The sequence below is a fragment of the Aquabacterium sp. NJ1 genome, assembly GCF_000768065.1.
GTDB lineage: Bacteria > Pseudomonadota > Gammaproteobacteria > Burkholderiales > Burkholderiaceae_C > Aquabacterium.
Genome location: NZ_JRKM01000001.1, coordinates 2,126,292 through 2,142,201 on the forward strand (window position 1 = coordinate 2,126,292; position 15,910 = coordinate 2,142,201).

The 15,910-nt window shown below is 67.5% G+C and carries 12 protein-coding genes; 5 read left to right on the top strand and 7 right to left on the bottom strand.

Annotation, left to right across the window (positions count from 1 at the left end; translation table 11 throughout):
* Position 1 precedes the first annotated feature (1 nt).
* Positions 2 to 2,092 (bottom strand): diguanylate cyclase domain-containing protein, encoded by a 2,091-nt coding sequence (locus tag JY96_RS09145; protein ID WP_052162317.1) that lies wholly within the window; start codon positions 2,090 to 2,092, stop codon positions 2 to 4.
* Between the two features lie 208 nt (positions 2,093 to 2,300).
* Between JY96_RS09145 and JY96_RS09150 the strand changes: the two genes are divergently transcribed.
* The 5 genes from JY96_RS09150 (at position 2,301) to JY96_RS09170 (ending at position 9,338) form a co-directional block, all read left to right on the top strand.
* Positions 2,301 to 2,996 carry a hypothetical protein gene (locus JY96_RS09150; protein WP_052162318.1) on the top strand — a complete coding sequence of 232 codons (696 nt, stop codon included), beginning with the start codon at positions 2,301 to 2,303 and terminating at the stop codon, positions 2,994 to 2,996.
* Positions 2,997 to 3,184: 188 nt separating this feature from the next.
* Positions 3,185 to 6,172 carry a PAS domain S-box protein gene (locus JY96_RS22145; RefSeq protein WP_052162319.1) on the top strand — a complete coding sequence of 996 codons (2,988 nt, stop codon included), beginning with the start codon at positions 3,185 to 3,187 and terminating at the stop codon, positions 6,170 to 6,172.
* A 98-nt stretch (positions 6,173 to 6,270) separates the two neighbouring features.
* Positions 6,271 to 7,731 carry a glutamate-cysteine ligase family protein gene (locus tag JY96_RS09160; protein WP_035036817.1) on the top strand — a complete coding sequence of 487 codons (1,461 nt, stop codon included), beginning with the start codon at positions 6,271 to 6,273 and terminating at the stop codon, positions 7,729 to 7,731.
* Between the two features lie 4 nt (positions 7,732 to 7,735).
* Positions 7,736 to 8,755 carry a M14 family metallopeptidase gene (locus JY96_RS09165; protein ID WP_035036819.1) on the top strand — a complete coding sequence of 340 codons (1,020 nt, stop codon included), beginning with the start codon at positions 7,736 to 7,738 and terminating at the stop codon, positions 8,753 to 8,755.
* Between the two features lie 67 nt (positions 8,756 to 8,822).
* Positions 8,823 to 9,338 carry an SRPBCC family protein gene (locus JY96_RS09170; RefSeq protein ID WP_035036820.1) on the top strand — a complete coding sequence of 172 codons (516 nt, stop codon included), beginning with the start codon at positions 8,823 to 8,825 and terminating at the stop codon, positions 9,336 to 9,338.
* A 23-nt stretch (positions 9,339 to 9,361) separates the two neighbouring features.
* On the opposite strand, the gene JY96_RS22150 is transcribed toward JY96_RS09170, so the two are convergent.
* The 6 genes from JY96_RS22150 to JY96_RS09200 form a co-directional block, all read right to left on the bottom strand.
* On the bottom strand, positions 9,362 to 10,255 hold the full coding sequence (locus JY96_RS22150) for a cupin domain-containing protein (RefSeq protein ID WP_052162321.1): 894 nt from the start codon (positions 10,253 to 10,255) through the stop codon (positions 9,362 to 9,364).
* Between the two features lie 10 nt (positions 10,256 to 10,265).
* Complete coding sequence (locus JY96_RS09180) at positions 10,266 to 10,994, bottom strand: sigma-70 family RNA polymerase sigma factor (protein ID WP_081961151.1); 729 nt, start codon at positions 10,992 to 10,994, stop codon at positions 10,266 to 10,268.
* 183 nt (positions 10,995 to 11,177) lie between these two features.
* On the bottom strand, positions 11,178 to 12,602 hold the full coding sequence (locus JY96_RS09185) for a HupE/UreJ family protein (protein ID WP_152606419.1): 1,425 nt from the start codon (positions 12,600 to 12,602) through the stop codon (positions 11,178 to 11,180).
* Positions 12,599 to 13,699, bottom strand: coding sequence for a tetratricopeptide repeat protein (locus JY96_RS09190; RefSeq protein ID WP_052162323.1), 1,101 nt, complete (start codon positions 13,697 to 13,699; stop codon positions 12,599 to 12,601). The genes JY96_RS09185 and JY96_RS09190 overlap by 4 nt, the downstream gene beginning before the upstream one ends.
* A 103-nt stretch (positions 13,700 to 13,802) precedes the next feature.
* Positions 13,803 to 14,084 (bottom strand): hypothetical protein, encoded by a 282-nt coding sequence (locus JY96_RS09195; RefSeq protein ID WP_152606421.1) that lies wholly within the window; start codon positions 14,082 to 14,084, stop codon positions 13,803 to 13,805.
* 10 nt (positions 14,085 to 14,094) lie between these two features.
* Positions 14,095 to 15,750, bottom strand: a complete 1,656-nt coding sequence (locus JY96_RS09200; protein ID WP_052162324.1) for a DUF4331 domain-containing protein — start codon at positions 15,748 to 15,750, stop codon at positions 14,095 to 14,097.
* Between the last annotated feature and the right edge of the window lie 160 nt (positions 15,751 to 15,910).

Consider the following 15,910-nt stretch of genomic DNA (forward strand, 5'->3'; position numbering starts at 1 on the left):
ATCAGGCCTGCAGCGGGATGGGCGCCACCTTGCGTGGCGTCTCACTGAGCCGCACCGTGTGGCGCCCGGCCTGTTTGGCCTGGTACATGGCACCATCGGCCTGCCTGAGGCAGTCGTCTTCGGTGCCCGGCTCGCCCAGGAACAGCGCCACGCCGATGCTGGCACTGCAGTGGTGGCTGATGGCCTCATGCGCCCCATCGGGCCTGAGCAGGCACAGGTTGTAAGGCTCTGACAGCGTGGCCAGGATCTTGTCGGCCACGCTCAGGGCATGGGTGCGGGCGGCATCCTCGCCCACGCCCAGGTCACCCAGGATCACCACGAATTCATCACCACCAAACCGGGCCACAGTGTCGGACTCGCGCACCAGACCCTTGAGGCGGTGCGCCACCTCGGCCAGCAACAGGTCGCCCGCGTCGTGCCCATGGCGGTCATTGAGCGGCTTGAAGTTATCCAGATCCAGGAACATCAAGGCGCCATATTGGCCAGTGCGTTTGTGGCGCGCCATGGCCAGGCCCAGGCGGTCCATCAGCAGGCGGCGATTGGGCAGCCCGGTGAGCGCGTCGTGGTAGGCGAACTGCCGCACGCGTTCTTCCATCTGAACACGGTCGGTGATGTCGTTGAGGAAGTTCAGCGTGGCGGGCTGGCCTTCCCATTCGAAGCTCGTGCCGCTCAGCTCGAACCAGCGCACCCCATGCTCGTGCGTCAGCACACGTATGGGGTACTTGAAGTCGCCTTCGACGCCAGCCAGGCGTTTGCGCCGGTTGCGCACCACCAGCTCGCAGTCGTCCTCGTGGACGAAGTCCAGGAAGGACCGGCCCAGGATCACGTTTTCGGGGTAACCGGCCAGCTCGCACAGCTTGGGGTTGGCAAAGCGGATGAGATCGCCCTGCACCACGCAGATGCCTTCGTTGGCCGAGTTGATCAGGCAGCGGTAGCGCGCCTCGCTTTGCTTGAGCTCCAGCGCCTCTCGGCTGCGTTCGATGGCGATGCTGGCCAGCGCGGCCGATTGCTCGATGACCCGGATGTCGGACACCGAGGGCGTCTGGGGCTCGCGGTGGTAGATGCCGAAGGTGCCCAGCACCTTGCCCCCTGATGACAGGATGGGTTGCGACCAGCAGGCACCCAGGCGCGCACGCGCGGCCAGGTCCTTGTAGGCGGCCCAGTAGGGGTGGTGTGCGATGTCTTCGACCACCACCCGCTGGCCCGTGAACGCGGCCGTGCCGCAAGAGCCCACGCCCTCGCCGACCTCCAGGCCGTTGATGGCCGCACTGTAGAAGTCGGGCAGGCTGGGCGACACGCTCTCACCCAGGTGGCGGCCTTGCCGGTCCAGCAGCACCACGCTGCACAACATGCCCGGGTTCAAGCGCTCGATGCCCTGCACCATCGCCATCAACACCTGGCGCAAGGGCAGGCCACTGGTGAGCAACTCCAGCACATGGCTGCGGAACTGCTCGGCCTCGCGCTCGCGCTGCAGCGCCTGCTCGGCGTGCTCCTGGTTCATCATCACCAGGCCGATGGCCAGCATCAGCAAGCCGATCAGCGAGATCACGAAGGTGGCACTTTGCACGGGGTGGGATGCCCCCACCGACGGGATGTCAACCGTGCCCAGGACCAGGCCCTGCACACGAAACAACATGACCCCCAGGGCCATGAACAGGCCCGTCGCCAGGATGTATTGCCCGCGCCCCGGTGTGCGGCGCCGGTGCTGCCACAAGGCCACCAGCAGGATCAGCGACTGGGCGCTGACGGTCAGGCCGGCCAGCATGAAGCGCGCGCGTTGATCGTGCAGGAGCACGCTGAAGCCCACCGCGCTCCAGAGCACCGGCAGCCACATCAGCCATCGAACAGGCTGGCGCGCCTGGAACCGGTACAAGCCCTCACCGAACAGCGAAAACGCGGCGGCGATGGCCACATTGGCCACCACGATCGACAGGACGTCAGGTACCTGGCCGCGCAGGCTGTACAGCGCATAACCCAGGCCATGCAGGGCCAGGGCCGTCGACCACAGCAGCAGATCAGGGTGGCGCCGATACGCGATCACGGCGATGGCCGCACCCGTGACGGCGCTGACCACCATGATCATCAGGAGCATCGTCGGGGTGTGAAGGGCCATGTGCAAGAAGGGAAGGGATCAGCCCATTTCGGCATTTTGGCGCCAGGACTAAAGCCAGATAAGCACGAACAAACACCGTTTTGAGCGGCGACTGCGCCACGACCGCCCTGACTAAAGTTCGGCTTCCCGTGATGCGCCATCCTGCATGGTGCAACGGTGTTCAAACCGCCCTTTCGAGGAGAGCCCCATGCCGAACCCACGCCTGACCGCCCCGCGCGCCGTCCTGAGCGCCACCGCCCTTGGTGGCCTGATGGCCGGCATGGTGGCCCTGTCGGCTCAGGCGGGCGAGTCCTACGTGAGCGTGGGCCTGCCGGGTGTGGTGGCCGGTTACGCGATCACCGTCAACGAGAAGCTGGGCCTGCGCGCCGATGCCGGCACCATGGGCAATGTGCGGCGCACGCATTCCGTCTCGGGCGTGGGCTTTGACACCAAGGCGCAATACAACCGCTTCGGCCTGTTTGCCGACTATTTCCCCTTTGGTGGGCGCTTTCGGCTCACCGGCGGGCTGACCTTCAACAAGGCCCAGCTGGATCTGAACTCGCGCTTTGATGGCAGTTCGTCCATCAACATCAACGGGCAGACCATCACCCCCTCGGCCGCTGACTATTTCAACCTGCAGATGAAGTTCCCTTCGACCATGCCCTACGTGGGCCTGGGCTGGGGCCACCAGCCGCGCGCAGCCGGCATGGGCTTCATCGCGGACCTGGGCGTGTCGATCGGGCGGGCCAAGCTCAACACCGACACCAACATCGTGGGCAAGACCTACAGCGGCTACACCGTGACCCAGGCGGACGTGGACGCCAAGACCGCCGAGATCCACGACGCGGTCGGGCACATCACCTTCCTGCCCAGCGCCAACATCGGCCTGAACTACCGCTACTGATTGTTTTTTTGAGGCTTGGTCGCTGCCGCAGGTCGCCTCGGCAGGGCAAACGCAAGTCCTGGGCCAGTGCCCCGAATGCCGGTACCGTTTCACGACGGTGTCGGCATTTGTCTTTGTGCGTGCACGCGCCTCTTGCCACCTGGGTACAGATGTTGACAATCGGACATGCTGCAGCTCCTCGAGCCCCCATGACCGACCTTCTCTCCACGCGCCTGCTGACCCGTCTGGCCCTGTTGCTGGGCCTGTTGCTCCTGGGCTTTGCCGGCCTGTTTGGCTGGCACTCGTGGCAGGCGACCCGGATGGAGCAGCTCCGCCAGATGCAATCGGTCCTGCATATTTCCGAAACGGCGCTGGACCGTTATTTCACCCAGGTGGAAGCCGGTCTCGCAGGGCTCGCGCAGGATCTGGTCACCCCCAAGGGCCTGCAGCACGGCAAGGAGGCTCAGCAGCTGTTGCTGCGCTTCCACGGGCTCCACCCCGAAACCCTGGCCGTCCACCTGGTGGCACCCGATGGGCAGTTGCTGGCCACCTCGCCCCCACAGCCCGCCCCCCTGCCCTCGCTGACCAATGAGCCGGCGTTCCGGCATTTCCTCGGCAACCTGAAGGCGTCCACCCACATGGACCTGGGGCGCCCCGTGCAAGGGGCCGTGACCCAGGCGTGGGTGTTCCCGATTCGCTATGTGCTGCGCGACGACCAGGGGCAGGTTCTGGGCTTCATCGTGTCGGCCATGCCGGTGGACTTCATGCAGGCCTTCTGGCGCGGCGCGCCCGTGACCCCCAACGCCACCATCGGCCTGCTGCGTGACGACCGCTACCTGCTCACCCGTTACCCGATTCCCGCCAGTGCGCCGCTGGACACCGTGTATGGCGAACCCCGGGATGGCGCCTTGACACGCCACCTGTTGCAGAACCAGTTCCCCGCAGACGGCAAGGTGGAAGGGTTCAACCAGCTGGCAGGCGGCCGGTTCAGCAATGTGTTCAAGCGCATGGCGCACTTCCCGGTCACCGTGTTCGTGGCCATGCCGGTGGCCGACATCCAGCGCCTGTGGTGGCAACAGGCGCGCGTGCCCTTTGCCCTGGTGGGCCTGCTGTTTCTCGGCGGCTTTGGGGGCTACCGCTACACGCTCAGGCGCCAGCGCCAGTGGAGCGCCGAGACCCAACGCGCGGCGCAAATCCTCCAGGAGGCGGAAGCGGAGCAGCGCTTCCTCATCGACCACCTGATGGCCGGGGTGGTGGTGCATGCCCCGGATGGCAAGGTGCTGCGCAGCAACCCCCAGGCCTGCCGGCTGCTGGGCCTGAGCGAGGCGCAGATGCAGGGCCGTGCCGCCATCGACCCGGCCTGGTGCTTCCTGCACGAAGACGGCACGACCATGGCGATCGACGAGTACCCGGTTGCGCAGGTCATCCGCTCAGGAGAAGCGCTCAGTGACTTGGTGGCGGGCGTGCGACAGCCAGGCCAGCAGGAGCCCGAATGGGTGCTGTGCAACGCCTACCCCGAATTCACGGCCGACCATGCCTTGCGACAGGTGGTGGTGACCTTTGTCGACATCACGGCCCGCAAACGCATGGCCCAGACGCTGGCCCGCAGCGAGAACCGCTACCGCATGCTGTACGAAAACAGCATGAACGGCGTGATGATCTCCGTGCTCGATGGCCCCATCCTCGCCGCCAACCCGGCCGCCTGCGCCATCTTCGGTCTCAGTGAAGCGGAACTCTGCCAGCGCCAGCGTCGCGATCTGACCGACGAACAGGACCCCCGGGTGGCCGCCTTGATGCAACAGCGCAGGCAAAACGGCCATGCGCAAGGCGAGGTCACCATGCGGCGCGGCGATGGCAGCACCTTCGACGCGGAAGTCTCCACCGTGACCTACTCGGACGCCTCGGGCGAGACCCTGTCCAGCGTGGTGGTGCGTGACATCACCGATCGCCGGCGCGCCGAAGCCGCGCTGGTGGCCAAGGACCTGGCCGAGCGGGCCAACCTGGCCAAGAGCGAGTTCGTGGCCCGCATGAGCCACGAGCTGCGCACCCCGCTCAATGCCATCCTGGGCTTTTCGCAGATCCTGCAACTCGACCGGCAGCAGCCGCTGGCGGGCCGGCAACGCGAATGGCTGCAGCACATCATGCAGGCGGGCAACCACCTGCTGGCCCTCATCGATGACTTGCTGGACGTGTCGCGCCTGGAGTCCGGCAGCCTCAAGATCCAGCCCAGCGATGTGGACGCCTGTGACGTGGCCCGCGAGGCGGTGCGCGAGACCCGGGTGCAGGCGGCCGCCGCCAGCGTGATCCTGAGCATCGACCTGCCTGAAACCCCACTGCCCTGCATCCGCGGGGACCGCACGCGGCTCAAGCAGGTGCTGCTCAACCTGATCTCCAACGCCATCAAGTACAACCGGCCGGGCGGCCTGGTCAGCGTGCGGGCCGAAGTCAAGGGCCCCCTGCTGGGCCTGATCGTGCAGGACTCCGGGCTGGGCATGAGCCCGCAGCAGCTCGCCCAGTTGTTCGAGCCCTTCAATCGACTCGGGCGCGAGCAATCGGCCATCGAAGGCACCGGCATCGGCCTGGTCATCACGCGCAGCCTGATCGAACTGATGGGCGGGCAGCTCAGCGTGCAAAGCCAGGAAGGCCTGGGCAGCGCCTTCCGCATCGACCTGCCCCTGAGCGAGGTGCCTGTTGATGCCGAACCGGTGCCCCCCGCAGATGCCGCCCCCGCCTTACCTGACACCACAGGCCAGCCCGCCGAAACGGCCTCCGAAGCGCACGCCGCCACGCCCCCGAGCACACGCGTGCTCTACATCGACGACGAGGCCGCCAACCGCGCCTTGTTGCTGGCTTATGGGCAGCTGCGCCCCGACCTGCAGCTGAGCGTGAACGAAGACGGCCTTGGCGGCCTGGAGCAGGCCAGGCAGATGCGCCCTCATGTGCTGCTGATCGACATGATGATGCCCGGCCTGGATGGCCTGCGCGTCCTGCAGCGGGTGCGCGCCGACCCGCTGCTGTGCCACACCCCGTGCGTGGCCGTGTCCGCCAACGCGATGCAGACGCAGATCGACGAGGCGCTGGAGGCCGGCTTTGACGGCTACCTCACCAAACCGCTGGCCGCGGACGATCTGTTCCGCGAGATCGACCGCATCGTGCAAAACCGCATCACCGGCGGGCAGGCCCGGCAAGCCACTTGATCCACCGCTTGATACGCCTCAAGCCCGGTACGGTTATCACGTGATCCCGCGCGTACAAATGGCGATGATGGTTCTGTGTTCACAGCCAGCATCACCCCATGGGCCAGGAGATCAGCACGACCCGATTCAGCGAGCAGGATCTGCGCCGGTTCAGCCTGCGTCTGGCTGAAGAAACCCGCCTGGCGCAGGACACGTATGCACGAGCTGGTTTTGCCAACGAGGGCCGCACCGCCGGCTTCGAGCTGGAGGCCTGGCTGCTGGACCGCCACTTCTACCCCATCCCCTGCAACCAGGCCTTCCTGGCACGCATGGCCGACCCGCAAGTGGTGGCCGAGCTCTCGCGCTTCAACATCGAGCTCAATGGCGAGCCGCAGCCGCTGAGCGGCCTGGCCCTGTCCCGGCTGGAGCGCGGCCTGGGCCAGACCTGGGCACGTTGCCTGCAAACGGCACACGAAGAAGAAGCCACGGCGGTGGCCATCGGGACGCTGCCCACGCTGCGCGAAGCCGACCTGAACCTGTCGACCATGACGCCGTCGAAGCGCTATGTGGCGCTCAACCAGCAGGTGTTCAAGGCGCGCCAGGGGCGCCCGATCACGCTGGACATCGCCTCGCCCGCGCCTGGTGGGCCCCACCTGCGCACCCACCATGCCGACGTCATGCTGGAGGCCGCCACGACCTCGTTCCAGGTTCACCTGCAGGTGCCGGCCACGCAGATCAGCCGGCACATGAACGCCTCCATGATCCTCAGCGGCCCCTTGATCGCGCTGTCGGCCAACTCGCCCTTCCTGTTCGGGCACAGCCTGTGGCACGAGACGCGCGTGCCGCTGTTCGAGCAGGCCGTGGACTGCGGCAGCGAGGCGCCTGCATCAGGCCAGCCTGAACCTGGCACACAGGCACCCGGCCGACGCGTCGGCTTTGGCGAGGCCTATCTGGGCGATGACCCCACCGCCTACTTTGCCGACCACGCCCGCCGCTACCCGGTGCTCTTGCCCATCTGCAGCGATGCCCCTGCCAGCGCCTTCGCCCACTTGCGGCTGCACAACGGCACGGTGTGGAGCTGGAACCGGCTGCTGATCGGCTTCGATGCGCAGCGCCAGCCCCATCTGCGCATCGAGCAACGCGTGATGCCAGCCGGCCCCAGCCTCATCGACATGATCGCCAACGCCGCCTTCTATTACGGTGCGGTGCACATGCTGGCCACCGCCGCCACGCCGCCGGAGGCAACCTTGCCTTTCGAGCAGGCGCGCGACAACTTCTACCGCGCGGCGCGCGAAGGCCTGGATGCCCCGCTGCATGGGCTAGATGGCCGCACGCGTTGCGCCGCCGACATCCTGCTCGACCTGCTGCCGCTGGCCCGGGAAGGCCTGCAGCAACAAGGCCTGGCCGCACCCGACATCGACCGCTATCTGGACGTGCTGGCCGTGCGCCTGCGCACCCGCCGCAATGGCGCGGCCTGGCAGCTGGCCCACCACGCCCGGCATGGCGACCTGTTCAAACTCACCGCCGATTACGTGGCCAACCAGCGCAGCGGCATGCCTGTGCATGAATGGCCTCTTTAAGCTCATGAAACTCACCCGCCTCACCGCCCTGCCCGATGGTTTCCTGGAGGCCACCGCGCGCGACCTGCACCAGCTCATCGACGGCCCCACCCTGGTCCACCTGCCCGGCCGGCGCACGCCCGAGCTCTTCGTGTCCGTGCTGCTGCATGGCAACGAGGACGTGGGCCTGGTCGCCATCCAGCAGGTGCTCAAGGCCCATGCCGGGCGTGAACTGCCGCGTGCCATGAGCCTGTTCATCGGCAATGTCTCGGCCGCGCAGACGGGCCTGCGGCGCCTGGACACCCAGCCCGACTACAACCGCATCTGGCCGGGCACCGTGCTGCATGCGGGCACGCCGGAGGCCGCGCTGGCGCAGGAGGTGCAGCGCATCATGGTGCACCGCGGCCTGTTCGCCAGCATCGACATCCACAACAACACCGGCCTGAACCCGCACTACAGCGTGGTCTGCCAGCTCGATGCCGCCACGCTGCACCTGGCCTTGCTGCTGACGCGCACGGTGGTGTGGTTCCGCGGGCCGCAGGGTTCGCAGACGGCGGCCTTTGCACCGCTGTGCCCCTCTGTGGCGGTGGAGTGCGGCAAGCCCGGCAACCCGGCCAATGAAGCCGAGGCGGCCCGCTTCATCGACGCCTGCCTGCATCTGGCCGCCTTCCCCGAGCAGGGCGTGCGCGAGACCGACATCGACCTGTACCACACCGTGGCGCTGGTCAAGGTGCCCGCCGAGGTGGACTTCGGCTTTGGCACACCGCAGCGCCCGCTCAACCTGCTGCCCCAGCTCGACCACCTCAACTTCGTGGAGTTGGAGGCCGGCGCAGCCTTTGGCCAGACCACGCTGCCCATGCCGCTGGATGTGCGTGACGAAGCCGGCCAGGATGTGGCCCACACCTTCTTCGACACACGCGACGGCACGCTGCGCCTCAAGCGCCCCGCCATGCCCGCCATGCTCACCCTGGACGACAAGGTCGTGCGGCAGGACTGCCTGTGCTACCTGATGGACCGGGTGCCGTTTGATCAGGTGCAACCATGAGGGCCTTGCATCCAGCCCCGCGCGACCAGCGTATGAAGAGGGTTGCCCTCTTGTCGAACGCTTTTGCATGTCCCCGACCCGCTTTGTGCTCATCAGCCGCTGGCGCCTGCATTGCCCCGCGCCGCAGGTGTGGGCTTTGCTCACCCACCTGGAAGGCTGGCCGCAATGGTGGCCGCATGTGCGCGAGGTGAACATCATCAAGCGCTCGCTCCCAGGCCAGACGGGCACGCACGCACAGCTCACCTGGCAGACCGCACTGGGCTACCAGTTGACCATTGACGCGCTCAACACCCGAACGGAGCGCCACCCCGATGGCCATGGCGAAATCGAGGGCCAGTCCAACGGCGACCTGCGCGGGCATGGCCTGTGGCTGATCGACCCTGTCTCGCCCGATGTGGTGGACGTGACCTACCGCTATCAGGTTGAGCTCACCCGCCCGTGGATGCGCCGCTTTGCCCCCGTGCTGCGCGGCCTGTTTGCGTGGAACCACTTCACGGTGATGCGCGCAGGCGCCATCGGCATGGCCAGGCGCTTGCGCTGCGAAGTCTCGGAGATCGCCAACTGGCGAGGCGGCACGGCCTGATCAGGCCAGACCAGCCTGCTGGCTCAACCCGGGCGGCGCACGCTGGGGTCCACCACCGCCGGGTCAATGGCGCCGTGGAAGTACAGCACGCAGCCCACATCCGACTGCAACGCGCCGTGGCCCGTGCCACTGGGTGCGAACTGGAAATCGCCTTCGCGCAGCAGCACATCCCCCAGGAAGAGGTCGCCGGCCACCATCAGGCATTCTTCACCATGGCCATGGCCGTGTGCCGGCACGCTGGCACCGGGCTCGAACTGCACCAGCATGGAGATGCGCTCACCCTCGGCGTACAAAGGCTTGATCTGCACGCCCCGGCGCAAAGGCTCCCAGGCCATGTCGTTGGCGCGCGCCAGGTGCGGCGCCGCGGTGTGCCCGAAGGCTTGCGCGCCCGGCTCGATGCAGCGCCAGTACAGGCGGGCACCGGCGCTGGCCTGCAGGTGCAAGGGCTGGTCGTGCGCCATCAACAGGTAGTCGTGCGGGTGCAGGGCCTGCCCATTGACGAAGACCTCGCCCTGCAGCACCAGGCATTCATGCGCCTGGCCACCGGCGGGCACATGCCACTCGGCAGGCGACTGCCATTGCAGCAGGCTGCTGTGGGCCTGGGCATCGGCATGCAGCGAGCGCTGCTGCAGGCCAGGCGTCAAGCTCACCCACGTGCCATCGTGTACCCGCGTGGTGACGAAGGCGCGGTTGGCTTCGGCACTGCGGGCCACACGCGCCAGCAGCCGCTCACGCAAGCGCGCTTCCTGATGGGCCGCTGGCTCGATCGGGCTGAGCGCCGTGGCCAAAGCGGGAGCCAGGCCAAGCGCGGCCAGTGGCGCCACACCGGGCAGGGTCTGGGGCTCCAGCTCCGCCGGGTCGATCACGGCATGGCCGGCGTTGTCGGACATGATGGACGAGGGTGTCAAGGGTTTCATGTCGTGGTCCTCACACCGCATCATACGGATTGGCCACGTGGTCGCAGCCTGGGGTCAACCACTTGCGCAGGACCGTCAAGGCGCGTCGGATGTGGGACTTGACCGTGCCCAGCGGCAGGCCGGTCTGCCCGGCGATTTCTTCATGCGTCAGGCCTTTGAAAAAGGCCAGGGCCACGAGCTGACGCGGCACGGCCTCCAGCTGGCGCAAGGCACCGTGCAGTTGTTCGTTGCTTTGCACGGACTCCAGCAAGTCGTGCGGGTTATCGGCGTGTTCCGTGTGCAGGCGCTGCGCATCCAGCGCATCACCCAGGGCATCGGCAGACACGGTGTCGGCCTGCGCACGGGTGCGGGCGCGCACGGCGTCCAGCGCGCGGCTGCGGGCAATGGTCAAGACCCAGGCCAGGGCTGTGCCACGCTGGGGGTCAAACCGCGGGGCCTGCCGCCACACTTGCCAGAAGGTGTCTTCGGCCACCTCTTCGGCCAGGGCGGGGTTGCTCAGGATGCGCAAGGCCAGGCCGTAGACGCGGCCGATCGTGGCGCGGTACAGGTCGGCCAGCGCGGCCTCGTCCTGGCGCACCACGCGCGCCAGCCACACCTGAAGCTGCACCTCGTTGGCCGTCGGAGGGGGGCGCAAGGGGCTGAGGTCCGGGCCTGACTCAGGCAGGGCCTCGTCCGGCGCCTCGTCCAGGCACGCGTCGAGGGGGTCCACGCAGGCGTTCAGATCGGAAAGATCGGTCATGGAAGGGTCCCGACAAAGCTGGGCTTGGGCAGGGCGGGTTCGGCCAGTCTGGATTGAATCATGGGCGCGCCTGGCTGTGTGTGGCAAATGCCTCCACTGCTTACGTTCATCGAGAACAGCTGGATGCGGGCAGACCCTTTGCCACACAGGGTCTTATCACCTGACGAGAGAACGCCCCCTCGCTCAACCCGGCACCCAGCCCAAGCTCACGTCAGCCACGCGCTGGTAAAGCCACAACAGGGCCAGCACGGCGATGGCCAGCGAGCCCGGCAGGACCACGGCCTGGCGGTACAAAGCCGTGCGGCGCAAGATGAAGGCCAGTGGCAGCACCGCCGCCACCAGCATCAACTGCCCCAGCTCCACCCCGAGGTTGAAGCCCAGCAGCGGCCAGGCCAGGTCCTGGCGAGACAAGCCCAGGTCCTGCATGGCGCCCGCAAAACCGAAACCATGGACCAGGCCGAAACCGAACACCACGATCCAGCGCGGCGCGCGCAACAGCGGCCAGAGGTTGTCCAGCGCGGCCACCAGCACGCTGAGCGCAATGAGGGATTCAACCCAGCGCGAAGGGGGCGACACCACGCCGAACGCTGCCAGGGCGAGCGTCAGCGAATGGGCCAGCGTGAAGGCCGTGACCAGACGCAGGACTTCACCCAGTGCGCTGCGCCATTGCTCGCGCGGCAACCAGGCATGCGGCCCGACCGCAGGGTCACGGGCATCCGCGCGGCGCCAGACCGACACCAGCAGCAAGGACACGAGAAAGAGGATGTGGTCCATGCCCGCGGCGATGTGCTCGATGCCATCGTGCACGTAGCGCAGCAGGAGGGCGCCATGGGACTCGGTTGAGGACTCGGCTGAAGACTCGGTTGCGGATTCAATAGCGGCGTCGGTTGGGCGTGCCGCTGGCGGCGCGGCCTGGGGCCTGGCTGGCGACCTGCCCCCCGCTTGAGCCGCGTCCGCACGCGACGAAGCGGCAACCAGCAAGGCAGCATCCGCGGGCCCAGGCGAAGGTGCCCCGCCCTGCAGGCCCGTCCAGCGCAGATGGTGCTGCGGGCGTGTCACGCCCAGCACCACGCTGCTGAGCTCGCGTGCCGTGGCCATGCCCGCGCCCTGCATGCGCCAGCGCACGATGCCGCGGTGCGTGGGGTCGGTCAGGGCAAAGAGGCTGTAGTCCACATTCACATCGGCCCAGGGCTGCCCGGCTGACAAGGGGCATTGAACGGCCCAGTTGAACACCGCGTACTGGCCATCCGTGTGCTCGATCACCGCTGGGGGCTGGTCGCTGTGGGCCACCATGTCGCAAGCCACGCCGGCATGCGTGAGGCGCAGGTGCGGGCGCACGTAAGCGCGCATGTCGGCCCAGCGGGTGCGCACCTCGCCCCAGGTGAGCCGGCCGTCCTCGTTGGCATCGAGGTAGAGCTCGCCATCCAGGTCGCGCAAGGCCACGTGCCAGCTCAGCTCGACCAGGCCACCATCTCGCGCGGTCAGGCTCAGGTAGCTGTCGCTGGGTTTGTGGGCCCAGGCGGTGCTGGCGCTGCAGACCAGCGCGCACAGCATGGCCTGCATGACCGTGCGCCCGTGCTTGAACCATGACTTGGCGAAAGATGTCACAACCAGGCCTCCAGGCGTTTGTCGGCCCAGCCCCAACGGCGCATGAAGGCGCGTGCGGCATCGGCGGCTTCAGGCTGGCCAGCCGCCTGGGCGGCTTCCAGCAGGATGCGGGCATCCGCGGGTTCTTTCTGCACCTGCCAGTTCAGCTGGGCCAGCTTCAAGGCTTCGGCGGGGCGCTTGAGCAGGTGCAGCGTGAAGCGCGCCTCCTCGCGCCGGTGCACGCTGTCACCCCGCTCATGCGCTGCGGCAAAACGGGCACGCAAGGCCTGCACGCTGCGGCCCAACTCGGCATCACCCGTGGCGGCATAAGCCTGGGCCAGGCGCAGCAGCAAGGCATCGTTGCGCTCGTGCCCCTTGAGCAGGGTCACCACGGCTGCGGCTCGCCCTTGGTCCAGCAGCAGGTCGGCGTAGGCACCTTGTGCGTAGACATCGTCCTCACTGGCCAGCACGCTCTGGTAAAGCGCGGCGGCCTGATCCGGCTGGCCTTGACGCTGGGCCAGCTCGGCGCGGATGAGGTTGATGTAACCCGACAGCTCGCGCGGCGCACGCACCACCAGCACGGCCAGGCCACGCTGGGCCACATCGGCCTCGCCGCGCAGGCTGCGCAACTCCAGGGCGCAGGCCTGGGCATGCCAGGGTGCACCGGCGGCTTGCAGCGCCGAGCAGGCGCGCTGGGCTTCGTCGTACTGGCCCGTCACCTGCAGCACGGAGGCCAGCGTCAACCAGGCTTGTGCCAGGTCCGGGCGGGCCTGCACCAGGGCCCGCAGATCACGCAGGGCCGCATCGAAGTCATGCGTGCTTTGCAAGATGGTGGCGCGCAGCAGGCGCACGTCATCAGGCGGGTCGGGCTGTGACCACCATGGCGCCAAGGCCGCCTGAGCCTGGCCCAGCCAGCGAGGGTCCCCATCCTGGCGGGCCCAGCGCAAGGCCTGCCAGGCCACTTGCGTGGCCAGCTTGACATCTGCGGGGTGAGCCCGGGCCTGGGCGCGCAAGGCCCGCCAGGCCTTCTCTTGCTCGGACAAGGGCCGCTCGCGCAGCACCTCGACCACCTCGCTGTCCTGCACGGGCACACGGGGTTGCGCGGCTTGGGCAGGCAAGGGCCCAACCGTGCCGCACAAGGCAAGCAGCAGTGGGGCCGTGGCCAGCCGGCTTGCCCGTATCACCCAAGCCCTGCGCATGCTGCCCTCCCTTTGCATGGGCTCAGACCGGCTCGGCCGTGTCGTCCGTGGCCAGTGAGGCCGGCACAGGCAAAGGCTCCAGCGTGTCGGTCGTGGCCGGCGGGGTCGAAGCCAGGCTGCTGGTGTAGCTGGTGGCAACGGCCGCATCGGTGGCCGCTGCAGGGGCCACTTGCACGGTGGGGTCCGCACTGGCACTGGCACCCGCCTGGGCGTCGTGCCCACCACCGCCGCAGGCGGACAGCAGGATCACACCCAGCGCGGCGCAGGCCACACGCAGTCTGCTCAAGCTTGATCGGACTTGCATGCTGGTCTCCTTACTGCTTGGGCGTCGAACCGGAGTTCGGCGTGTTCAGGTAAGGAAAGCGCGACAGGAAGGGCACCTGCGCCTGGTCCACCCCATCGTGCACATTGGCCGCATTGGGCAAGCCGTTGGTGCCCGTGGCCTTGGCCGTGGCTGTCAGCGAAGCCGTCGTGCAGTTCGAGGTGAGCGTGCCCACCTTGGGCACCACCACGGAGCTCAGCCCCAGGTCCACGCTTTCATTGATGGCGCACAAGCCGCCCACCATGGCCACCAGCGCGATGTCGACCACATCGTCCTTGGGCCGACGACCATTGGGGAAGCCTGCCAAGTCGCTGGCACCCGCCACCGAGCCCGCCGCCAGGATGGAGCCGGCCGCGCCCAGGCGGTTCTGGCCACCTTCGGCGACTGGTGCCACGGCCGTGTTCAGGCGCAGCTCATCGGCCGCGGCCGTCAGGTTGGCCGGGCGGTTCAAGCCATTGATGCCGGTGAGGAAAGCCGAGACCAGGTCCGTGCGAGGCAAGTTGGTGGGCGCCAGGCCGGCGGTGTCATTGACCAGCACCAGGCCCAGCAAGGCCGGCAAGGTCGGGTTGGTCACGTACGTGGCGAACTGCAGGTCGTCCTTGGGCTTGGAGGCGTTGAACTTGTCCTTGTCGCGCAGGCCGATCACCACTTCGTTGACCAGCGGGTTGCCCAGACGCGAGACTTGCACCCAGGCACCGCCCTCCTTGTCGGATGTCTGGTGCCCGGCTTGGGGTGCGCCATCGAGCAGACGCGCCTGGCGCATGCTGGCCGTGGTCCACGCGCCGATGACGGGGTCGCTGCCCGAGGTCAGGCAGGACTTGTGCACCTCCAGCGCCAGTGTGGTCACGTTCTTGTCCTGGATGGAGTTGGCCGCGAAGGCGTTCTTCAGATCCGGGTTGAGGATCTGTGCCGGCGTGGCGTTGACCAGGTCGAAGATCGGGCCCAGGTTGACGGCGAAGCCATCCTGACGCTGCCCCACGAAGACCTTGGCCGGCATGCTGCAACCGGGGATGGTGACGGTGTGGATGTGCTGCTGGGCGTAGCTCTCGTACGCGGCGCTGTTGCCCAGGGTCTTGTCGCCAATGTAGTCCACCGGCTTCTCGAAGGTGGTGGTGCTGGTGCCGGCCTTGGTCAGCATACCCACGGTGCCTTTGCGCCGGTCACCGCGCACCACTTTCACGGAGTAGGTCTCGGCCACATTGAGGTGCGGGTCGGCCACGATGCTGACGGCACCCGCCTGTGTCAGCGGGATCGCGACACTGGCATTGCCGATCGGCAGCTCGACACCCTTGCCACCATTGGCCAGCGTGTTGTTGAAGCGGAACTGGAAGGTGATGTCCTCCATCGCGTCGCCGTTGTTGTCCACATGGATCTCATACAGCGCGTTGGGGTCCATCTTGAAGTAGTTGGGCCCGCCGTACGCATCCTGTAGTGGCTGGTAGTTGGCGATGAGCGTGACATAACCCGATCGGCCGGGCTCGTAGCTCATGAACATGTAGAAATCGGTGCCATCCACCTTGGGGGCGGTGGCAATGAAAGGCGCTTCACGGTGGCTGGAGGCCAGGGCGTCCAGGCTGGTGAGCCCGGCACAGGCGGCCAGGGTGCAGACAAACAGCCGGCGCAAGGCCGGTCGACGGGCGTGTGGCATGAGAGGCTCCTGAAGGTGCGAAGAAGAAGGTCAGGTGTCGCGACCTGTTCACTACGCACACGCGCCGCGGATGGATGCAGCCTTGTGACCCGCGTGGCGGCACGAACTAAACTGAAGCCCCTCGCCGCTGCTTACCGCCGCTTACCGCCGACTACGCCCG